Raw genomic sequence first — 21,366 nt, forward strand, 5'->3', positions numbered from 1 at the left:
AATTTAACTTACATGTATACAACCACCATCGCCATTAATAATCCGGAAGTTTATATTAAAAGTCCGCATTTACTTAGAGAAGATGTACTTACCAGGCTTTGTGCGGAAGCGGAAGCTATTAATGGTACGAAACCAGGTAAAGATGAAATTGACATAATAAGCGGTTTCCCGGAACTCCTAAATAATGAATTATTACCATTTAAAGTAGAATGGGAGATTATACCGAAAGTATAACCTAGAAGAAAGCCCCTCCTTAAAAAGGAGGGGCTTTTTCATAAATTAATTGTGCCTTTAGTAGGGTGTTAAATACTTTATAAAAAGCTAATTTCTCCTTCTACTTTGGGAGTTTCTTCCCTTCTGCTTTTTATATCTGTTTTCTCTTAAATTAAATATTATTTCAACACTTCCTTGATTGTCCGCTTAGAGTAAGTGGTTGAAATTTAATCTTCGTCCTGAAGCAGTAACTGAAGCTCTAAGTATTCAGGAGTCATATTCAGTTCACTGACCACGTAAAACCCAACATTTCTTAGTAATTCTAATTCCACTTTGCTAAATCCAAAAATCTTATTAAACCTGGCTAAATCGACCAACATTCCTTTGGTTGGCGTATAAGGAAGGTAAAAAACAACCCCATTTACTTTTTTAAGAATGGAAAAGTGTAGCCCTTTATTTTCAAAATCATACAGGTAATTATCTACTGGTCCTTGTAATAAGTAAAATGCTACTTTCATTTTCTTAAATCGTACGTTTTAAAAGCAGGGTAGTATTTACTTTGCCGTTCTAGGTAATGGTAAGGTTGTAATCGGAGTTTAAGCTAAGCATATCTCTAAATAATCTTTACAGATAATAACATCTTTTATCTTATGATGGGAGTTATTATCGTCAATCCATTCTTTAATGGTATCATCCAGTTTGTCGTAAAATTGGCCTAAATCAATTCGCATACCTACCTGAGGGATCACGGGTAATTGAACTTTGTGGCTCAGGAAGTATTCGTAAATAACCTTGTTTATTTGTTGAATTGCTTCTTGTTCTTCCTGGGCGTATCCGGTAATAGCATCTTCAATGGAAAGTATGGCATCAATCATATTAAGATAGTTTAGAGGTTGTTTATATTGGATTTAGCTTAACATTCTATTTTACTGGTTCTGTAAATTAAATTTCCCTTTTCCGGTTAAACACAAACTTTAGTAAGTCAGCCGTGATGAGACACAAAGTGCCTGGGTACAATCTAGGGTACTAAGGGTAATTAAAAAAGGTAGGAGTGATTTTTTCGCAATATACGTAAATAGGGCCCTATAGAGTTGTTACCAAGTTAGGACAGTATTTCGGCAAACAACATCAAGTGGGTTTTAATGGGCTATCTTTCGGCTAATACAAAGCAATCAAAGGTTAGTCATCCTGACCTCGGATTGCTTTGTATTAGCTGGTTATACTCGGCCCATTAAAATAAAGGAAACAATCCAAAACAAAACTGTTTCTTGTTACTTCAATTTTGTGTTAAAAAAATCGATGGTACGTTTCCAGGCAAGCTCTGCCGCCGCTTTGTCGTAACGGGGAGTGGTATCGTTATGAAAGCCATGATTGGCATTCTCGTACATGTAAGCGGTGTATTCTTTTTTATTTTCTTTCAGGGCTTTTTCATACGCCGGCCATCCTTCATTCACGCGGGTATCCAGGGCGGCATAGTGTAATAACAAAGGTGCCTTGATTTTTGGAACATCTGCTACTTCTGGCTGGCCGCCATAAAAGGGTACAGCGGCGGCTAGATCCGGAATACGCACGGCCATCATATTGGCAATCCAACCACCGAAGCAAAAACCGACTACTCCTACTTTACCATTACAATCCTTGTTATTTTTTAAATAGTCATAAGCCGCGATAAAATCTTCCAACATTTCATTTCGGTCGCGTTTACTTTGCAACTCTCTACCTTGATCATCATTGCCCGGATAACCGCCTAAGGGCGTTAAAGCATCCGGCGCAATGGAAATGAATCCGGCTAAAGCTGCTCTTCTGGCTACGTCTTCAATGTGCGGATTTAAACCCCGGTTTTCGTGAACTACAATAATGCCCCCTAATTTCTTTTTAGCATCGGCGGGCCGGGACAACAAGGCCTTAATGGTACCGCCTCCTTTAGTAGAGGAATAATTTACGTATTCTGATTTTAAGCGAGAATCGTCCGCTTTAATTTGAATGCCACCTTTGTAATCGGGCATGAGAAAGCTCATCAGAGAGGCTACCGTAAGACCACCAACCGCGTAGGCGGAAAGTTTTTGCATAAATTCCCGCCGGTCTACCCGGTTATGCGCGTAATCATCATAAAGGTCAAATACTTCTTGTTTGATGTCTTCTTTTTTTATGTCGCTCATGTTCGTTGGTCCTAAATTTATTCCTGAATATAAATAATTTTACATTACCCGCTTTCATTTTCATAAAAGCAAAGATTTATTTAGAATGGATCGACCATTTCTTGCCCAAATGGACTAAATGACATTACTTTTCTAAATAATCATCTGGTGAAAAATTGTTTAACTATAAAATGAGCACTTAAATATTTAATTTTTATTTAAGCTGATTTCAAAAAAATGACACTTTAATTTTCCCAATTTCTACTATTGGGTTAGTTGAAAATTATATTGTAACGAAGAATTGTTATCCAGGTAAAGTTCTGGAATAGGCTTTATGGGTTTGCCACCAACTGGTAACAGCCAACAGTGCTAAACCAAGCACCAGCCAAATTGCGTAATCAGCGAGTTGTTCAACCCCGATAGTTATAATATTGGCTTGACCTGATACCCGTTCCAGCACCCAGGCCAATGCTGCCATTCCCGCCAGCATTGCTCCCACTATTCGGGTAGCCTTATAAATACGGGTTTGACTTAATAATATCAGCCAGGGAATTACCAAGGCAACAATACTTAATTGCATTAACTCAATACCTAGATTAAAGCCAAATAGGCTCCACAACAGCGGACCAGATTCAAGGTGCAGGTTGGTGAGAGTATCGGCAAAAGCTAATCCATGCACCAAGCCAAAACCACCTGCCACCCATGCCTCCCGACCAGGAAAAAGGGGCCGAATGGCGTGTACCGCGGAAACCAGGATAGACACGGCAATGAGAATTTCTACCGGTTGGCTGGGCAACTTTACCCATGCTAGCGTACCCAATAGCAAAGTGAATGAGTGCCCAATAGTAAAAGCAGTTACAATCAGCAGCAAACGCCGAAGGCTATAACGCACTCCCCCAAACCCATGCCATTTACTACCTGTAACCAGCAAAGGAGCCGGCAGTAGAAGCACTAGTAAAAAAAGTAAATGGTCTGTACCTTCGGCAATATGGCGAATTCCGAGCTGTACCATCGCCCGAAATCCCGTCCAGAGGCTACCCGTTTTCAGGTTCACCGGCAGAGTTGGTATCCGGTTATTAATAATATCCAGTTCAATAACGCCTACTTGGGCCGGAGACTCTTCCACTACCTGCCCCCGCACCCAATCTTGCCGAACAGAAACCAGAATTTTATGCGTGACGACCTGATGAAGAACTGCATCGTAGCGAAATACAAACTGCCTAACATCTTGCCCGACTGGTGGTACTAATCGAACTTGGGCCGTTAATTCGCGGTAAGTGCCATTAATTGGGTTCTTGGTTTCTTGTACTTTTAATGCCCCCACTGCTACAGCCCAAGGTTGGCCGTTGAGGCTTACCGGTCGAATGTGCTGAGATAAGTATTCCCGCAAATCAGGGCCAAGCCGGGCCACCAGACCAGTAGAAGAATCATTAACCGCATGCCCAAAAGCAGCTTGTAATTCACTCAAAGGAATCTGCACTTCGGCGTCAATCCGGTCGGACTGGATATTGAGTAGTACCACGGAATTAGGCATTGGGTGCGCTAGTGACGTATAAAACCGGCTTACTATTAGCAGACTGATGAGCAAAAACCTCCGCCAACCGGCTGGATAACAGAGGGTAAAAAATAAGTGCTTCACTTTAATAAATATAGGTAAGTTATTGCCCGCCATAGTCGCTGGTACGGTCGCGCCATACGGAATGTGGGTGCGGAGTACCCCGGATCACAATGCCCCCCTGATACGAAAACTCAATCCAGACACTCGGACCATCAATGCGGATATAGTCATTCTCTGAGGTAACGGCGGTTGAACCCGCAAAGGCAATGTAGGTATTATCCAGCTCGGAAGTGTATTTGTTCAGGAAGGCAGTAGCTGTTTCGCTATCCAGGTCATTTGTGTATAACTGAATGGCATTCAGGACCAAAGTTTTCTTGTCGGCACTCAGACTACCTACCTGCAGGCCCTGCTTAGTAGTAGGAAACTGCGCGTCTTTACCCGGGCCTAGCAATACGTCGTTAAAAGAGGAAGAAAGCTTGGCTGTAGTTTGTTCCGCGCTGCTTAAGGCTCCCAACATGGCCGCAAATGCTTGTCGCTCTTGTTCCATTGGCTGGTAGTTTTTGTTATTGGCCGAAACAGCATCCATAGGCTCAATGGCCCGAAAGGAAGGGGTTACACCCGCAATGGTACCGTTATTATAGGTATTGGCAAACGTGTAGTGGTGGCCGCCAAATTGTAACTCCCATAAACCAGTAACACTAGGTATACCCAAGAAAGCTAAGTAGTAATTACCGGCACCGTAGGTAGAACCTCCACCGGCAGTATTTAGATAATCGTCGGCAACTAAATTACCCAGCATTTCGTCGTAGCCCTCATTGCTGGTGTTCAGCGTTAGTACTGCAACCATCATGTCCCTGAAGGCAGCTAATTGCGTTTCATCTAGCGACGCCAGATCCAGCCCCACCCGGTTACGGTATAAACCTTCGGGCAAGTTAGACCAACGCTGGGCATTGGCTTTGCTGTACGTTAACTGTACCGCCGATAATTGCGTGGCATCAAGCGTAGACTTAAAAGATTCGGCCAGACATACCACTTTTGCCAAGCCGGTAGCTGAGCCGCAAGTGGTATTGGCGCTGGTAGTGTTTGACAATACTGTTGTGATGGAGGTGGAGAAATCAGGTGTTGTAGTCGAATCGTCTTCGTTCTCCTTACAGCCAGTTATAACATTTAACAGAAGCACGGCTGGCAAAGCATAGATTACAAAATGTTTTCTCATAAAATAAAAACTTAATTAGAAAGGCTGGCTTACAGCGAAACAAGTATTAATTGGATAAGTAAATTTACCTGTACCCGGATGGAATGCAGCTTATGTATAGATAAAGAGGCTTTATTTATCGGTGAATGGGTGATTTATCAATACAGGAACATCTGCAGGAAAAGCTCTTTAATCCGGAAAATTTTAAAATTATACTAGTTGGGATTTAAACACAACATTAACGCAATATATGTACTACCTAATTTGGCCTGCTCTCGTAATACAATCAAATCAAGAGAGGAGCAGAAGAGAATGAAAATGATAAAGCAGATCCTAGTGTTTTGTTTTTTGTTGTTATTGATAGGAATAACCGCTTGCAAAACCAGTAACACTTCTACCAATTCCACCAATACGGCTAACAGAAATCTGGCACCCCAAAATGTTGATATACGGGGAAGCATTAGTACGAGGCATTATGAGCAAGGACAGGTCATGATTGAAGTAGAAAGCTTTACTGCGCAGGGAACCCGGTATAATCGAGCGTACGTACTCGTTTTACCCACCACGCAAATTGTTGGCCCGGATGGTCAGTCTATTAGTTTAAGCGAGTTACAACAAGGGCAAATGGTAGCTGCTTTTTTAAGAGGCGGTGGCAAAGGAAATTTGGTAGGATTAGGCGTTGCCCGAAAATTGTGGGTAGAGGCAGGTATTTAAAACAGGGCAAATGAATCCTACATTCCTGCTCCGTTCTTCATCTACTACCGAAAACCTATTTTTTAAATTAATTGTTAGGTAAGTTTTAAGGATTTTCAAACTAACCAGTTTAAGAAGTACTCTTGCAATTATTATTTAGTTAAAAGGAAAACTAAAAGGCTTTTTGGACCGTGGGCACCCAGCACCAACGATTGCTCGATATCGGCGGTTTTAGAAGGACCGGCAATAAAGGTGGCGAACCCATAATCCAATGTTCCGATTTTAGCGTAAGCATCGTGCATAGTCGGTACAATATTTTCCGGATGGATAATTAACGCCAGGTGCTGGGCAATAAACGGTAAGGCCCGTTCCTGCAACAAATCCTCCGTTACCCAAACAGCACCATTTTCGGCTACGGCTAAATGAGCTTCCACCACGGCTAACTCTAAGTCGGCAAAAGCATGGGCGTTGGCGTAAGTAATGCCGGTATCCACTAATTCGGTTAATTCCTTTGCCGAAGTAAATATGGTTTTATTGCCAAATTCTTCTTTTAAAATCGTATTTATTTGGGCATAAGAAGAAACCGGGTGCACCTCCCCTCCTATGGCTTGTACCACTTCCGAAAACTTTTGTGCTAAATCGGTAAAAGGCTGCTCAAAAAACGGAATAGCGGGTAAACTTGTATTTTCCGGTTGATTCCTTTTTACGGCATCTAATATCTTTTCGCGGCTATGCATGACCATTCTGCTGGCGGTTTTTTTTATACCAATCGTGGAAAGATTCCTTGGGAGGTTCGGGCATATCGCGTTGCTTAAACCAAGGGTTTAAATTATTATTAATTACAAAAGGAGTAGTTTTCATAAACCATTTGCCGGTTTTACCCGCCATCCGGTAAAAAGCCGGGTGACTAAAAGTAAAAGCCATTCCCTGCATCGCTGCTTTTTTAGCAGCAGGGGCATATCCTTCCTGTACCAAGACCTGCCGCCATTTGTACAACTGATCGTGAATATCAATCTTTACCGGACAAACATTAGTGCACGAGCCGCACAACGTTGAGGCAAATGGTAAATCGGCGTAATCTTTCATATTCAGGTTGGGCGCCAGAATAGAGCCAATGGGTCCGGCAATGGCATTGTGATAACTGTGCCCTCCGCTTCGGCGGTAAACCGGGCAGGTATTCATGCAGGCGCCGCACCGGATACATTTTAAAGAATTACGGAAATCTTTGCGGCCTAATTGGCGGCTGCGCCCATTATCAACCAGCACAATATGCATTTCCTGGCCAGGCCGGGGCTTTTTAAAATGACTGCTGTAAGTAGTAATGGGCTGACCGGTAGCGCTACGGGTTAACAGGCGCAAAAATACTCCCAAATGCCGGCGGAGCGGAATAAGTTTTTCAATGCCCATACAGGCAATATGTACCTCAGCTAAGTGGGCTCCCATATCGGCGTTGCCTTCGTTCGTACACACCACAAACTCCCCGGTTTCAGCTATGGCAAAATTAACGCCGGTAATAGCTATTTTACGGGTCAGGAATTTTTCGCGTAAATGCAAACGGGCGGCGGCGGTTAAAAAGTCCGGATCGGCATTTCCGGCCGGGGTGCCCAAATGCAGGTGAAACAACTCTCCTATTTCTTCTTTCTTTTTATGAATACACGGTAATACAATATGACTAGGCGGCTCTTCCGCTAATTGCACAATGCGTTCTCCTAAATCGGTATCAATTACTTCTATTCCTTCCTGCTGAAGATACTCGTTCAGGTGACATTCTTCGGTGAGCATGGATTTGCTCTTGACGAGCTGCGATACGCCCTGCTTTTGCAAAATACTTTTCACAATGGCATTATGTTCTTGCGCATCGGCGGCCCAATGCACCTGAATACCATTTTTTAAAGCGTTTTCTTCAAACTGAATTAAATATTCGCTCAAATTAGCCAGAACATTGTGCTTAATCTGGGAGGCCAGGTTGCGTAATTCTTCCCATTCGGGTAAGGTATGGGCGGCTTTATCGCGTTTGGCCCGCACCCACCACAAAGTCTGGTCGTGCCAGTTTACCCGTTCTTCATCCTGGTTAAATTTATCTGCTAAGGCGGGGTGTTCGGCTATTGTTTTAGGCATAGCTATTTAAGATTTCGGCAATATGTTTTACCTGTACTTTACTTTTTTGACGTCGTAAAATGCCTTCCAGGTGCATTAAACAACTCATATCGGCTCCGGTTATAAACTCGGCGCCGTGCTCCAGGTGATCTTTTACCCGGTCTTTTCCCATTTTGGCGCTGATAGCTTCTTCGGTTACACAAAAGGTGCCGCCAAATCCACAGCATTCGTCTTTACGGCTCAATTCAATCAGTTCCAGGTCTTCTACCATGCGCAATAATTTCTCGGGTTTGGAGAATGGTTCGGCTACCAGTTCGCTCATCTGCGAAATTTTTAAACCTCTTTGTCCGTGGCAACTCTGGTGCATGCCTACTTTGTACGGGAATCGGGCCTTTAAATTTTCTATTTTTAAGATATCCGTTAAAAATTCCGTCAGCTCATAAATTCTTTTCCGGATATGGTGAGCAACTGGCTCGTCAGCAGCATTTTCCGCGTGTAAATGGTCTTTAATATGCAACACACAACTGCCCGAGGGCGAAACAATATAGTCTACGTCTTTAAAATTTTGCATAAACAAATTATTGCAGCCTTGGGTTAAGTGCGCGAAGCCGGAATTTGCCATGGGCTGACCGCAACACGTTTGATTAAAAGGATACACCACTTGTAGTCCTTGTTTTTCCAACAGCTCCAAAGTAGCAATCGCCGCCTTCGGGTAAAACTGATCCACGTAACAAGGAATAAATAAGCCTATTGTCATAAATGAACTAGATACGATTGAACCTACTATTTCAGTTTTAAAGTATACTTGGTAAAAGGCAATGTGATTAAAAATTTAAAACCGGAACCTTTAAATATAGAACCTGGGTCTTTTCCACAGCAAGAATTTCAGTAAGAAAAATCTTCAACTAAAATTAGGAGAATCACAAATGGTAAGTATCCTGTACTGTACTGTTGGTTACCCGATAATTTTTAAGAATTAGAAAATGTTATAAATACTTTTTTCTTCTTACCATTATTTTCCCTACTGGTAACGCTTGGTAAAAAAATTACTTTTCGGCTATCCAAGTTAAATTCCGTTCGTAAACGTTTAGAAATTGTTTTAACTAAAATTACGGCTATGGATGAGAAAATGGAAGGAATGGATGAAAGTATGAAAGCCATGCAACGGCGTTTAGAGGAAGTAGGTAAAAATAATGAGGGGCAGAATATAAATATTGGCGGCAATAAAAAAGTGCAAGACCAGGACCAGGACAGAATGAATCCGGGAGCAATGGCAGGTGCTGCCGGGGGTACAGGCGGTCTTGGTACCGATAAAAATTCGGGCGGTGAACTGGGTGTTCCCACCGGAGAAGGCGTTAACGGTCATGTAGGGGGAACCGGCACGGAAAACGGCTAAACTTAAAAATCCAAGTAAAACAAAAAAGCTTTCTTAGGATGGAGAAAGCTTTTTTGTTTTGCTGTAAACCTTGGGTATTTTAAATTAAGCGTTAGGACAAAAGCAGTAATTGAATAGGGAAAAAGCTAACAATCTAATTATCTTAAGCTGATTAAAACCCACTCCAGATTCTGATTTTATTGCTTTAATCTAAGAAAAACACTGATCTTTAATAAATTATGTTCGTCTTTTAGATCCTATTATTGGGTATTTAGTGGCCTTTATATTTTCTGAAAGGGGGTGTTTAAAACATCAAAGGCATAACCAATGTCGTACAGCCAAGCAGCTACCAAAAACATTACTAATTTAGCTTTGTTTTATTCACTTTTATATGCAATTTTTCGGCGGATTTTATCCGTTCTTTGGTATGTTCCAAGGTAAAAAACATAGTAGCTGCCGGTACCTTTTCGGTTAAAAGAGCCGTAGCACAAGCTTTTGTTTCTTCCAGAATTAGCCGAATCAAGAGTAGGTAAGCAAAGTTTGGGCTGGTTAGGCGCTCATTTTTGTAAAATGAAAAATGCTGGTAAGTAAAATAGCCGTTTGCAGCAATGCCTTAGCGGAATAAGATTGCTGTCGCAAATAATACATGGCTATTAAGGTCTATAAGGCTTTGAATCTGCTTATTCTGTAGTAATTAAAATACTCTGGGTTTGGTACTTTAAAAATTTCCATTGAGTTTTTATTCAGGAATTCCCGGGCTTTTAAAGCTTCTTAAAAGAAATATAAACCGCTGAACTTCAAAAAAAACTATTATAAATTTAAAGATATATAACTATTTCTTTGCTTTTACTTTTAAATAAACCTTCCTTATCCTCAGGGCTGTTTGTAGTTGGAAAAATTCAGATGTTTAATGATTTTGCTATAATAGATATTATTTCAAACTCTTGGAAATAAGTTTAATTCAATCTTGGCTACATTTTCCTCTCAGAAGATAGCGGGTTAGCGGGCACAGTTATGGAAGGAGTATATCTAAATACCGATTGGACCATTCATAATTTTTAGAGGAAGTCTGTTTATTCTTTGCATTTTTCTTCCGCAAGAATGGTAACTATAATTGCCTTTTGGTTAATAATTGCCTTGCTCTTATCCGATTGCGCTACCTTTTTTTGTTAAAAGTGCCCTAAAAATGAACACTAAACTGTTCGGTTTCGCGACACTTTTCTGGAAAGCTTTAAGTAGAAAGTAGCTTAATGAGCTTGTTTAAGCCCTTTCTCCTTTTGGCAGATCATTTGTTAAACAAATATGAAGATAATCCACTTTCATCCAGACCAGCATGGGGAGAACTTATTTAGGAGAATTTGAAGAGTTAGTTTTATTAACCGTAGCCTCCCGTAAAGAAGAGGCGTACGGGGCCGCCCTCACCCAAACCATTCACCAGCAAACGGGGCGGATCGTGGTCCTGAGTGCCGTGCACGTCGCCTTGTACCGGCTAGAAGAGAAAGGTCTGGTTACTTCCTCGCTGGGAGGAGCGACCCAGGAAAGAGGGGGACGCCGGAAAAGATTGTTTCGCATCACGGCTTACGGCCTGCAAGTACTAACGGAAATCCGGCAGGTACGCGAAGAATTGTGGCAACTAATCCCAAAAAACATCCAGCCTTTTTCGCTATGAAAATGAAACTGCAACCACCGGCCTGGCTCGACCAGCTTTTAACCTGGCGCCTCCCTGCCGAACAGTTGGAGGAAGTACAGGGGGATCTGCACGAATTATACAATCAATGGACCGAAGAAAAAGGGAAAAGAAAAGCCCAATGGCAATATACCCTTTCTGTCTTGAGCTTCTTACGGCCTCTGCCCAAACGGAATAGCCACTTTTCCCAAACTAACTATTCATCCTTAATTTTTCAATCCGATATGATTCGTAGTTATTTAAAAATTGCTTTTCGCACTCTGGCGCGCAACAAAGTTTACTCGGCTATTAACGTGATGGGGCTCAGTATTGGCTTAGCGGCCGCCATGCTGATCATGCTCTATACCAAAGATGAACTCAGCTACGACCGTTTCCATCGCAATAACCCGCACATTTACCGGATTACCGGCAAGAATATTACCCCGGAAGGTAAAGTCAGCAATTTGATGGCCAGTACCGGTTTGTTCCAAGGACCAAAATTTGCAGCAGCCGTGCCGGAAATTCAGTCCTTTGTTCGCTTTCATGAAAACCGTCATGACCTGAAGCGAGGGCAAGAAATTATTAGTCAAACTATTTTGCGAGCGGATTCCAGTTTCTTTTCCATCTTTTCCTTTCCGCTGCGGAGAGGCAATCCTAAAACGGCTTTGCAACAACCTAATTCGGTGGTGATTTCGGAAAAAATGGCCGAGCAACAGTTCGGAACCACGGATGCCCTGGGCAAAGTCATTTTCTTAAAAGATTCCTTTGCCAAAGACAGCCAATTTGCACCCTACCTGATAACCGGAGTGGCTCGAAATTCCCCGCAAAATTCGTCGATAAAGTTTGATGTGCTGCTGCCGTTCGTAGAAAAAAAAGAAGACATGCAAGACAACGAGAACTGGTTTAATATCTTCTTGAACACTTTCGTAGTACTGCGCCCGGATGCAAACATTAAAGCGGTGGAAGCAAAAATGAACCGCGTTTATCAAGCGGATGCCAAAGAGGCTATCCTGAAGGCGGCGGAAAAATACGGATTTAAAGACCGGCAGGAATTTAGTTTACAACCTTTCACGGCCATGCACCTGAGTAAAGATTTACCGGCCGATAATGGGCTAGTGGACGCGAGTAATCCGATGTTCAGTTACATTTTATCCGGTATTGCGGTGTTCATTTTACTAATTGCCTGTATTAACTTTATTAATTTAACCGTAGCGCGGTCGCTCAAGCGGGCCCGGGAAATTGGTGTCCGGAAGGTAATGGGAGGTGGACGTTTGCAACTAACGGTTCAATTTCTGGGCGAATCGTACGTGTTATGTTTCCTGGCCTTTTTATCGGCTTTGGCTTTGGTGTACCTAACTTTGCCTACTTTTAATCAACTGGCCAATAAAGCCCTTTCGCTTTCTTATTTACTCGATACCAAATTGGTGATGGGCTATTTAGCATTATTCCTGGTAACCGGACTATTATCTGGTTTTTATCCAGCGTTGGTGCTATCGAGTTATAATCCCGTTCAGACCTTGTACAATCGATTTAACTTAGTGGGTAAAAATTACTTGCAGAAGTTTCTGGTGGTGCTGCAATTTGCTATTGCCTCCTTTCTGATTATTGGAACGCTAACGATTTATTCGCAATTCAATTATCTCACCCGTAAAAACCTGGGTTATGATGATAAGCATGTCATAAGCGTTGAAAAGGCAAATTTAACCCGACCAGAAGCAAAGTTATTGCAAGAACAATTAACGCAGAATCCAAACATTTTAGCCGTTGCTCCCAAAAATGGCGGCAGATGGGGAACCCTGGCTAAAGTCAACGGCGATGCGGAAATTAATTTTGAATACGAAACCGTTGATCCGGCCTATTTGTCCTTGTTCAAAATTCCGGTAATAGCCGGACGAAACTTTTCGCGCACTCATCCTTCTGATTCGGTAAAATCGGTACTGGTGAATGAAGCATTTGTGGAACAAGCAGGCTGGAAAGCGCCCCTTGGACAAACGGTAGATTTTTGGTACAATAATGAAAAATACACCGTAATTGGCGTAGTGAAAAATTATCATTACGCTGCGTTAAATGAGAAAATCGGTCCCCAACTATTCACGATGCGAGCAAAGAATGGCTATGGGAAAATCTTCCTCAAAATTAAACCGCAAACCGAAAGTGCGAGCCTGCAGTACCTGGAAGAAACATTTACCAAGCTATTTCCCCTTCACGCCTACAAGTATGAATTTCTGGATGAAAATAATTTAAAAAAGTACGAAGCAGAAGCCAAATGGAAACAGATCATGCTATTTGGCGCGCTCCTAACTATTTTTATTTCCTGCATCGGTCTTTTTGGGTTAGCTACGTTTACCGCCGAACAGCGCACGAAAGAGATTGGCATTCGCAAAGTGCTGGGTGCTTCGGTCACCAGTATAGTCCGTTTACTTTCTTCTGACTTTCTGAAATTAGTTGGTTTCTCCTTTGTATTTGCCTTCCCGGCGGCATATTACGCCACTGCCAAGTGGCTACAAAACTATCCTTACCGCATTGATATAAGCGCCTGGACCTTTGTAATAGCGGCCGTATCAGCTGTTTTAGTTGCCTTTTGCACGGTTAGCTTTCAATCCATTCGGGCAGCACGCGTGAACCCGGTGAAAAATCTACGGAGTGAATAAAAGAGTAAAAAGTAACCGGACAAAAATGTGTTAAACCATTCCGACCTGCCGAAAAAACCTAGTGAGCTACCTAGCCGGGTAGTTTCCTCCGGAAGGACACCCCTACTAAAGTTGCTCTATTCAAACTCATTTTAATTGCTTCAGTAATTCGACTAAATTAATTTAGATTGCCATTTATTTAATCTGGTGATTGGTAAATTTTTACTAATCGAAATAACCAACAACTACTTACTACCAATTAGTATAACCAATAATCCGTAGGAAAATACTTTGCCCGCATTTTCCTACGGATGCACCTAATTTTTAGGCACTGCCGCTTCCGTTATAAGTTTCCCAAGATAAAGTTAAGGTACAACCAGAACCATTGGAAATAGGGAATCCGGTTAAATGAGCGCCGGCATAAAACTCTTGTTCAAAAGTGAGTTGCAGCGGCAAGGGTGGAATCAGGCTGTCGGGTATCCGCAGACTCAGAGCCGAGGTATACTTAGGTGGCAGGTATTTGGCAAAGAACATGGAAATTACATCGGCGGTTATTACCGGGGTTCGGGTACATGGCCCGCGGCCATTCTCGCAGGAACTGGTGCCGGATTGTAAATAATCCCAGTGGCGGCCATCTTTAAAAATAGCCAGGTGCTTCTGCAGGGCCAGGGAGGACCATAAGGTATTACTCACATTGGTAAACCAATCATCGGTTCCCCGGACAAATAAGGAAGGCTTATTCCAGCCTTGAATAGGCAAGGGTCCGGATGGCCAATCTTCCCACACCCCGGCAATGGAAACAAAAGCGGCTAATTGATTCATGCTGGCAAATCGGGCCGCCAGCAAAGCGCCAAAGGAATGACCGATTATACCCGTATGCACCGCCGAAGAATAAAGTAAATTACTATGCGGCCAGCCCAATCGCATCCAGGTTACTATTTGGCCCAGGCGGGTTAAACTAGGGTGTTCCGGGTGGGAAGGATGGATAGAAATACCGGGCATTTCGGGCACCACTACCACGTAGCCACACCGGGCCAGTTGAGCCGGTAATTGAAACCACTTCGTATAATGATTCATTTCGTCGCAATGGCCGTGGGCTAGAATTATAAGCGGATAAAGGTAACGGGCCGGTAAAATAGCAGCATTTTGGGGCGAACCATCGATACTCGGGTAAAATACCCGGCATTTACCCGGTACCCCGTCGGTGGCACTATAGTCTTTAAATCCGTAAAATACCGGGGTTAAGGCGTGTGGCTGCCAGCTAATGGGCGAAGGATTTGGGGGATTATCTTTACAGCTTCCTAATAAAAGTCCGCCTAAGCCCAGGCCGGCTAACTGCATAAAGGTGCGTCTGTTAAAGGCACGGGAATTTGCCAGGTTGCCAGATTCTAAACTGTTTATAAGGGATGGATTATCTGTTTTCATAGTAGATTATAGTTTGGAATAGAAGATGAAATGCATATTTGTCCGCGATAAAGGGGCGTACAGGATAGTTGTAAGAAGGAAGGGGCTTAGTTAAGTAAGTTTACCTTCCGGATGGGAATGCAGAATCTCTTTTTGAATTACTTCCTTAGCAATTACTTATGAAGTACCATTTTCTTGGTGTCCACCCGTTCATTTTCTACCAGTAGCGAGTAGTAATAAATACCCGGAGTAAATTGACCGCCTTCAATTTGTAACTGACCATTTCCGTTGGCCGCCACCGGATAGGTTTTAACAATTTTGCCGTTGAAATCGGTGATTTCAATAACCGCACTACCGGCTTTTTGCGGCACATAATAGTGAATGGAGGTAGTTTGAGTAAAAGGATTAGGCGCATTTTGGGTAAGCACGGCCAGATTAGTATCCGCACTCTTTTGGGCGGAACCCGTATTACCCGGTAGCGATCGGGCGCCTAAAAGCTGATTTACCTGGGCGGTGAGCTTTTCTATTTGCTGGTCCTGGAGGGTTATTTTCTCCTCTTGTTCCTGGACCGCTTTTACCAGGATAGGAATGAGCCCGGTATAGTTTAAGGCTTTAAATTCAATAATTTCCGATTTAATTTGCGGTTGCCGCACGATATTTCCTTTCGCATCCACCTTGGACGGCAATGCTTCCAGGGCAGTATCAAACTTGGTATTCTTTACCAGGCCGGGCAGTACTTTTTCAACTTCTTGGGCCAGCAGGCCGTACTGTTCTTCGGTCGGCAATTTTAATAGTTTGTAAGCGCCATCCTGGCGGTATTGGTATTTCTTTGGGTGCAGCTGATTTATAATGCCCAAGGCGCTGGTAAAATCCTGGATATTTTGTTTTAGCTTTTGGTCGGAACTGGAATAATAGCCGCCATTTACAAATATACTTTTGTTAAAATAGGCAGCATAGGTAGCGTGGGTAGTAGTAGCATACAAACCATAATTCGTGGACGAGGACCCAAATAATCCGAGCCCCGATTGACTAAATGCCGAAACTCCAGTGCCGCTACCGCCGTGACTTCCTTCCACTCCTGCGGTTCCCGCTTGCCCGTTTTGAGCATGCCCCGACACACCGCTGCCATAAAGAGAGGCATACCCCACAATGCCGCTGCCTGGTCCGTCGGTAACGCCCATGATAGTAGCGCTTGAAAAAATGGCGGATAAATTACGAACATACACGGCGTTACCATAACCTGATTTTTCGCTGTACAAGGCAGAAGCGTTTACCGGATCTTTTACAAAAATACCCCCGCTGCCAATAGCTACCGCGCCCCCTTTAAAATTTAAATTAAGGGTATCCGCCACTCCGTTCTTTCGTGCCTGTATCTTATTAAAATCAAAGGCAAGATTATTGGATTTAAGCGAACCTATTAAAAAGTTGTCCGTGGTAGAAAGCGAAACATTGCCTCTAGAAGGTATATGCAGGAGCGCTTGGGGGGAAATAATGCCGATTCCTACAAAACCATTACCGAGTATACGCATGCGTTCCCGGTTATTGGTCCGGAAGACAAGTGATCTATCATCTTTGGTACCAATAAAGTTTGAGGCGGGATTGGTGCCCGTATTACCCGTAAGCGACCAATTCTGGGCTTGAGCGGATAGGGTAGCTGCGCCAAACAGGATAGCAGCTATAATTATATTTCTGTTTTTCATTTCTTTTTACTGTTTTATAATGAGTTGGTGGTATTTGTTCTTTAGTAAGATGGGTTAAAGAGTAAATGATTAGTTGATGGAATTGATTTTAAAGTTCTTTCCAGGTCTGAAAAGCCTAAGATGGGGAATGGTAGAAATGCTTTTATTCGTTTTCTACCATTCCCAGTATTGATGACCTTGTGGCTATTTAACTAAAATAACTTTTTGAACGGTTACCGCGTGGGAAGTACTTAGCCGGAGGATATAGATACCCCCTTTTTCGGAAGTAATTTGCCAGCTCAATTCATACTTTTTGCCGACTTCTACTGTTCCTTTAAACAAGGTTTTTACTTCCGTACCCTGATTATCGTACACCTTAAGGTTAACTAATCCGGTTGTTTCCGGGGTAAAATCAATAGAAAGTTTATCCGTGAAAGGGTTGGGATACGTATTTAGGCGAAGGGTTTGTTTTACCGGCCCTTGTTCCGGCGCTAAGGTTGGTTCCACTTCTGAGATAGCTTCCGCTGGTGGCGCTATGGCTCCACCTGTAGGCGATACTTTTACCAGCCAGTAATCCGTGCCTCCCTGAGTCGGTTGGGTTCTATCACCCGAAAGATCCGATTCTGATCTACCCCCGAGCAAATATCCGCCATCTGTTGTCTGCACCACGGAACGTAAGTTATCATCGGCATTGCCGCCAAAACGCTTGTCCCATTGTTTAGTACCGCTGTTATTAGTTTTTACAATCCAGTAATCGTAGCCGCCCTGACTGCCTTGTGATTTATCGCCGCTGTTGCCGGAGTTGGAACGGCCACCTAATAAGTAACCGCCATCGTTCGTTTGAATGAGGGACTGAAGTTCTTCCACATCGGTGCCGCCAAAGCGTTTATCCCATAATTTGGTGCCGCTGCTGTTCATCTTCACGAGCCAGTAATCGGTACCGCCCTGGTTGGTTTGCGAATGATCGCCGCTGGCGTATGATCCGGAAGTACCCCCTACTAAGTAGTTACCATCGGAAGTACGAATTAGCGTTTGTAAGTCATCGTTTAAGCTGCCACCAAAGCGTTTGTCCCATTGCTTCGCCCCATTCGCATTAATCTTAATAACCCAGTAATCTCTACCACCCCGCGAAGGTTGGGTTTTATCGCCATTTTGTCCCGAAGTGGAGCGGCCACCGAGCAACAAACTGCCATCGGTATTTAGCACGGCGGCTTCTAACCAATCGTCGCCGGTGCCACCATAACGCTTGTCCCAGATTTTGTTACCGGTGCTGCTGATTTTAACTACCCAGTAGTCGGTGGCTCCCCAGTTTTCTACGGTTTTATCGCCATTGTCCCCGGATAAGGAATGACCCGCCAGAATGTAATCGCCATTGGATAATTGAATTAAAGCGCGTAGATCATCATCTAAAGTACCGCCGAAACGTTTGTCCCACTGTTTCACCCCGTTGGCATTGACCTTGACTACCCAGTAGTCTTTATTTCCCCGGGAACCTTGGCTTTTATCACCCGCTATCACCGAAACGGAGTTACCGCCCAGTAAGTATCCGCCATCGGCCGTAGCAATTAAAGCATTCAGGTTGTCATCGTCGTCGCCGCCAAAGCGTTTGTCCCATTGTTTGTTGCCCAAAGCATCGGTTTTCACCAGCCAGTAGTCGTTGCCGCCACGGCTGCCCTGGGTTTTATCGCCGCTGACCGAGGAAGGAGAATGACCACCCAGTAAATAGCCGCCATCCTTGGTCCGAATGACCCGGGTGAAGTTATCCGTACCAGAGCCGCCAAAGCGTTTATTCCACTGCGAAGAAGCTACCACCGAATTAGCAATGGTAATAGTATAATCTTCCACTTCGCCGTTGGCAAAATCCGAACAAGCATCGGTACTCGTTACTAAGGTATTATACTTGCTCATTACCCGTAGCCGGCGTTGTCCGGTAGAAACAGTAGCCGGAATGGTAACAGTAGTACTAAAGAGCTCCGAACTAGCAGTAGGAGAAGCATACACAAATTCTCCGGCATCGTCGAAATCCTGGTCGTTGTTGTAGTCAATCCAAACCCCGAAGCCTTGCGGAAAAGAACCCGCCTGCACTTTCAGGGAAAATCTTTTTCCTTTAACCACGGTAGTGGTATTCGAACCCGTAGCCGGAAAATTGGTATAACCGCCAATTATTCCATCGCAGCCCGATTCGTTGTGCACCAAAGTGTTAAAGCTGAAATTATTAATGTAATCGCCTTGCTGACAGTTAAGGGTTGGGACACAATAGCCAATAGCCACAGTATAATCTTCGGTTTCGCCCACATTAAAGGTGGTACAAGATTCATTGGCGGCAGGCACCGCAAAATATTTGGTTCGTACCCGCATCCGCCGTAAACCGGTCGAAGCATTGGTTGGCACCGTTACCGTTCCGGTAAATACATTTTTGCCGGCCGAAGGAGATTTATAGACAAATTCGCCGGTATCGTTAAAATCTCCGTCATCGTTGTAATCAATCCACACCCCAAAGCCTTGCGACAGGTTTGGTCCACCTTGCAGGCTGATAGAATAACTCTGCCCTTTTAAGAGGCGGGTGGTATTGGTCCCTACCGGCTCATAGTTAATATAGTTGGCGGTTTGCCCGTTGCAGCCCGAATTATTATTGATAAGGGTATTGAGGCTAAAATTATGAATAAAATCGCCGGAAGAACAAGGATTTTGGATAGCCGGTATACAGTAAGCGGATATGATCCATTGAAAAGGGCTGGTGCCGGTGCCGGCGGCATTGCTCACCTGGATGTATCCCGAACCCGCTCCAGCCGGCGATTTGGCCATAATGGTAGTTTCGTTCACGACGGTAAACTCTGCGCTAACCCCGTTAAAAGTAACCGAACCAGCGCCCAGGAAATTTTTACCAATGATTTTTACGCTGGTACCCACTGGTCCGCCAACCGGTTCAAAACCGTAGACAAGCGGTAAGCCCTGAATAAATTGTAAAGCTCGATAAGCATTCACCCGGCCGTATCCCATTTCATTGTTCCAGGTACCGTACGGGTGACCAGCGAGCGTTAAATATTCATAACCGCCTACTTTTTCGGCTGATTTTTGAAGGGCAATGGTATAATTAAGCGCGCTGTACTCCGGACGAAGGGAAGCCATTAATCCTACTACCCCTGCTGCAATAGGGCAAGCGGCCGATGTACCATCGAACAGGGTGTAATCGTCGTTGACGTACCCGGATAATCCGCTCCGGTCGGTGGTAATGGTACTAACACCAGGAGCTACAATATCCACGTATCCCCCGTAATTAGAAAAACTGGCTCTTTTATCACTTACATTGGTGGCTCCGACACCTACCACGAATTCATAATTGGCCGGGTATAAGATAGGCGTATTTTTATTATCGTTGCCGGTTGAGCCCAGGATTACCGCACCCAGGCCTCCCCGACTGTTGTAGTGCATGGCCGAAAAACTAGCTTCTACGGTAGCAGCAAAATCATTTGAGCCGAACGTGTAACTATTACTCACCGCGACTACTCCGGGGGTATTGATAATCCGCGAGGCAGCCCGGGCGATAATGTCGGCATTGGTATACCACCGGCCATTGGGTTCCACGTTGTAGCCCATCATTACTGGCATTACCTTTATATTGTTACCCACACTGGAACCACCAATCCGATTGTTGGTGGCACCGGCAATTAAACCGGCGCAGGGAGTACCGTGATTGGCGTACTCATTCTGGGGCAAAGGAGAATTATCATCATTGGAGGCATCGTAAGGATTCACTATTTGCCCAGCCATGTCCGGATGGGTTAGGTCATAGCCGTGCCCGTCAATTACAGCTACCACTACCGAAGAAGAACCGGCAGTAATGTCCCAGGCTTCCGGGGCATCAATGTCGGCGTCCGAGTCCTGACTGAGGAACCACTGCGAAGGATAGAAAAAATCGTTAGGAAGATAGTCGGAATGGCCCGAGAACGTAAAATCCGGCTCGGCGTATTCTACCTGGCCGCTTTCAAACAATTTATTCGCCACTCTAAAAACATCCTCTCCTTTTTCAATGGCAGCTACGTATATTTTTCGGTCTCCTAAGTCAATTTCTGCTACCAGAGCGGTTTTATGATTATTCAGAAAGGTTTTGACCTGTGCCGGGTTATGGCCTTTTTTAATTGTGTAGATTATTTTATTGCCGACGTATACTGTTTCTTTCCCGATTTTAAACGCGGGATAAGCCGTAATTACGTCCGGATTACTGGTAAATTGTTTCGTAAGGACTGGTACCGCACCGGTCATGGCTTTATTCTGGGAATTTATTCGGTACCGAACTGCATTTACCGGCGCAAATACATCTTCCTGCTGAACTTTTGTTACCTGGTTTTGTAGTTGATTGGCAAAAGTTTTTCCTTTGGCAAGATTCACTTTAGAGGCAAAGGATACAAAAACTTCGTTTGTTTGGGGAGTCAAAAGTACTTTTTTACCTTTTCGGTAATAGGCATACTCAACCGGGTCAGTGAGTTTAGGTTGTGCAACGGCGGTAAAACACAGCAGTAAAAAGCACCAGAAGGTAGTAGTAAAATTAGTGATTTTCATGTTTGATTTAAGAAATTAATTAATTGTTAGAAGGATTTTGAAGTTGTATTCCGGCGGAGTACATTTTTATTTGGCGGTGTGAAACTACCAATCAAGGCTATCCCGCCGGATTAATTTTTACCAGTTAAACAAAGGCCTTTGCTGCTGATTTACAGATT

General features: G+C 43.8%; 17 protein-coding genes. 5 read left to right on the plus strand and 12 right to left on the minus strand.

What is annotated here, in order from left to right:
• The first annotated feature begins 12 nt into the window (after positions 1-12).
• The gene (locus AHMF7605_RS05665; RefSeq protein ID WP_106927283.1) at positions 13-234 is read left to right on the plus strand and encodes a hypothetical protein; all 222 of its coding nucleotides are present in this window, start codon (positions 13-15) and stop codon (positions 232-234) included.
• Positions 235-440: 206 nt separating this feature from the next.
• Here the strand turns inward: AHMF7605_RS05665 and AHMF7605_RS05670 are convergent, their stop codons facing one another.
• From AHMF7605_RS05670 to AHMF7605_RS05690, 5 genes are all read right to left on the minus strand, one after another.
• Positions 441-731, minus strand: coding sequence for a hypothetical protein (locus AHMF7605_RS05670; protein WP_106927285.1), 291 nt, complete (start codon positions 729-731; stop codon positions 441-443).
• A gap of 78 nt (positions 732-809) precedes the next feature.
• A complete protein-coding gene (locus tag AHMF7605_RS05675) occupies positions 810-1,088 on the minus strand; it encodes a hypothetical protein (protein ID WP_106927288.1) in 279 nt (92 codons plus the stop codon).
• A gap of 396 nt (positions 1,089-1,484) precedes the next feature.
• Positions 1,485-2,372 carry a dienelactone hydrolase family protein gene (locus AHMF7605_RS05680; protein WP_106927290.1) on the minus strand — a complete coding sequence of 296 codons (888 nt, stop codon included), beginning with the start codon at positions 2,370-2,372 and terminating at the stop codon, positions 1,485-1,487.
• 283 nt (positions 2,373-2,655) lie between these two features.
• Positions 2,656-3,885 carry a HupE/UreJ family protein gene (locus AHMF7605_RS05685; RefSeq protein ID WP_106933359.1) on the minus strand — a complete coding sequence of 410 codons (1,230 nt, stop codon included), beginning with the start codon at positions 3,883-3,885 and terminating at the stop codon, positions 2,656-2,658.
• A gap of 124 nt (positions 3,886-4,009) precedes the next feature.
• On the minus strand, positions 4,010-5,125 hold the full coding sequence (locus AHMF7605_RS05690; protein WP_106927292.1) for a DUF3500 domain-containing protein: 1,116 nt from the start codon (positions 5,123-5,125) through the stop codon (positions 4,010-4,012).
• 297 nt (positions 5,126-5,422) lie between these two features.
• Here AHMF7605_RS05690 and AHMF7605_RS05695 point away from each other — a divergent pair, with 297 nt between their 5' ends.
• Positions 5,423-5,818, plus strand: a complete 396-nt coding sequence (locus tag AHMF7605_RS05695; RefSeq protein ID WP_146153522.1) for a hypothetical protein — start codon at positions 5,423-5,425, stop codon at positions 5,816-5,818.
• A 131-nt stretch (positions 5,819-5,949) separates the two neighbouring features.
• Here the strand turns inward: AHMF7605_RS05695 and AHMF7605_RS05700 are convergent, their stop codons facing one another.
• From AHMF7605_RS05700 to AHMF7605_RS05710, 3 genes are read right to left on the minus strand one after another with little or no spacing between them, the layout of a single operon-like run.
• Positions 5,950-6,540: a LutC/YkgG family protein gene (locus AHMF7605_RS05700; protein WP_233218956.1), complete on the minus strand. Its 591-nt coding sequence runs from the start codon at positions 6,538-6,540 to the stop codon at positions 5,950-5,952.
• Positions 6,527-7,915: a LutB/LldF family L-lactate oxidation iron-sulfur protein gene (locus tag AHMF7605_RS05705; protein WP_106927298.1), complete on the minus strand. Its 1,389-nt coding sequence runs from the start codon at positions 7,913-7,915 to the stop codon at positions 6,527-6,529. The genes AHMF7605_RS05700 and AHMF7605_RS05705 overlap by 14 nt, the downstream gene beginning before the upstream one ends.
• Entirely contained in the window at positions 7,908-8,651 is a 744-nt protein-coding gene (locus tag AHMF7605_RS05710) for a (Fe-S)-binding protein (RefSeq protein WP_106927300.1), read from the minus strand. The genes AHMF7605_RS05705 and AHMF7605_RS05710 overlap by 8 nt, the downstream gene beginning before the upstream one ends.
• Positions 8,652-9,011: 360 nt before the next feature.
• Here AHMF7605_RS05710 and AHMF7605_RS05715 point away from each other — a divergent pair, with 360 nt between their 5' ends.
• Complete coding sequence (locus tag AHMF7605_RS05715; protein WP_106927302.1) at positions 9,012-9,290, plus strand: hypothetical protein; 279 nt, start codon at positions 9,012-9,014, stop codon at positions 9,288-9,290.
• 340 nt (positions 9,291-9,630) lie between these two features.
• On the opposite strand, the gene AHMF7605_RS29625 is transcribed toward AHMF7605_RS05715, so the two are convergent.
• A complete protein-coding gene (locus AHMF7605_RS29625) occupies positions 9,631-9,792 on the minus strand; it encodes a hypothetical protein (protein WP_158267456.1) in 162 nt (53 codons plus the stop codon).
• Between the two features lie 810 nt (positions 9,793-10,602).
• On the opposite strand from AHMF7605_RS29625, the gene AHMF7605_RS05720 reads away from it, so the two are divergent.
• Positions 10,603-10,938 carry a PadR family transcriptional regulator gene (locus AHMF7605_RS05720; protein ID WP_106927304.1) on the plus strand — a complete coding sequence of 112 codons (336 nt, stop codon included), beginning with the start codon at positions 10,603-10,605 and terminating at the stop codon, positions 10,936-10,938.
• Positions 10,935-13,586, plus strand: coding sequence for an ABC transporter permease (locus tag AHMF7605_RS05725; RefSeq protein WP_106927306.1), 2,652 nt, complete (start codon positions 10,935-10,937; stop codon positions 13,584-13,586). Before AHMF7605_RS05720 ends, AHMF7605_RS05725 begins: the two co-directional genes overlap by 4 nt.
• Before the next feature lie 303 nt (positions 13,587-13,889).
• Here AHMF7605_RS05725 and AHMF7605_RS05730 read toward each other — a convergent pair whose 3' ends face one another.
• The 3 genes from AHMF7605_RS05730 to AHMF7605_RS05740 form a co-directional block, all read right to left on the minus strand.
• Positions 13,890-14,990 carry an alpha/beta hydrolase gene (locus tag AHMF7605_RS05730; protein WP_106927308.1) on the minus strand — a complete coding sequence of 367 codons (1,101 nt, stop codon included), beginning with the start codon at positions 14,988-14,990 and terminating at the stop codon, positions 13,890-13,892.
• Between the two features lie 152 nt (positions 14,991-15,142).
• The gene (locus AHMF7605_RS05735; protein WP_106927310.1) at positions 15,143-16,669 is read right to left on the minus strand and encodes a tail fiber domain-containing protein; all 1,527 of its coding nucleotides are present in this window, start codon (positions 16,667-16,669) and stop codon (positions 15,143-15,145) included.
• A 183-nt stretch (positions 16,670-16,852) separates the two neighbouring features.
• Positions 16,853-21,208 (minus strand): GEVED domain-containing protein, encoded by a 4,356-nt coding sequence (locus tag AHMF7605_RS05740; RefSeq protein WP_106927312.1) that lies wholly within the window; start codon positions 21,206-21,208, stop codon positions 16,853-16,855.
• Positions 21,209-21,366: the final 158 nt, after the last annotated feature.

The organism is Adhaeribacter arboris (genome assembly GCF_003023845.1).
GTDB lineage: Bacteria > Bacteroidota > Bacteroidia > Cytophagales > Hymenobacteraceae > Adhaeribacter > Adhaeribacter arboris.

Coding starts and splice junctions, on each gene's coding strand:
- AHMF7605_RS05665 (WP_106927283.1), top strand. CDS start 13: ATGTATACAACCACCATCGCCATTAATAATCCGGAAGTTTATATTAAA.
- AHMF7605_RS05670 (WP_106927285.1), bottom strand. CDS start 731: ATGAAAGTAGCATTTTACTTATTACAAGGACCAGTAGATAATTACCTG.
- AHMF7605_RS05675 (WP_106927288.1), bottom strand. CDS start 1,088: ATGATTGATGCCATACTTTCCATTGAAGATGCTATTACCGGATACGCC.
- AHMF7605_RS05680 (WP_106927290.1), bottom strand. CDS start 2,372: ATGAGCGACATAAAAAAAGAAGACATCAAACAAGAAGTATTTGACCTT.
- AHMF7605_RS05685 (WP_106933359.1), bottom strand. CDS start 3,885: ATGCCTAATTCCGTGGTACTACTCAATATCCAGTCCGACCGGATTGAC.
- AHMF7605_RS05690 (WP_106927292.1), bottom strand. CDS start 5,125: ATGAGAAAACATTTTGTAATCTATGCTTTGCCAGCCGTGCTTCTGTTA.
- AHMF7605_RS05695 (WP_146153522.1), top strand. CDS start 5,423: ATGATAAAGCAGATCCTAGTGTTTTGTTTTTTGTTGTTATTGATAGGA.
- AHMF7605_RS05700 (WP_233218956.1), bottom strand. CDS start 6,540: ATGGTCATGCATAGCCGCGAAAAGATATTAGATGCCGTAAAAAGGAAT.
- AHMF7605_RS05705 (WP_106927298.1), bottom strand. CDS start 7,915: ATGCCTAAAACAATAGCCGAACACCCCGCCTTAGCAGATAAATTTAAC.
- AHMF7605_RS05710 (WP_106927300.1), bottom strand. CDS start 8,651: ATGACAATAGGCTTATTTATTCCTTGTTACGTGGATCAGTTTTACCCG.
- AHMF7605_RS05715 (WP_106927302.1), top strand. CDS start 9,012: ATGGATGAGAAAATGGAAGGAATGGATGAAAGTATGAAAGCCATGCAA.
- AHMF7605_RS05720 (WP_106927304.1), top strand. CDS start 10,603: ATGGGGAGAACTTATTTAGGAGAATTTGAAGAGTTAGTTTTATTAACC.
- AHMF7605_RS05725 (WP_106927306.1), top strand. CDS start 10,935: ATGAAAATGAAACTGCAACCACCGGCCTGGCTCGACCAGCTTTTAACC.
- AHMF7605_RS05730 (WP_106927308.1), bottom strand. CDS start 14,990: ATGAAAACAGATAATCCATCCCTTATAAACAGTTTAGAATCTGGCAAC.
- AHMF7605_RS05735 (WP_106927310.1), bottom strand. CDS start 16,669: ATGAAAAACAGAAATATAATTATAGCTGCTATCCTGTTTGGCGCAGCT.
- AHMF7605_RS05740 (WP_106927312.1), bottom strand. CDS start 21,208: ATGAAAATCACTAATTTTACTACTACCTTCTGGTGCTTTTTACTGCTG.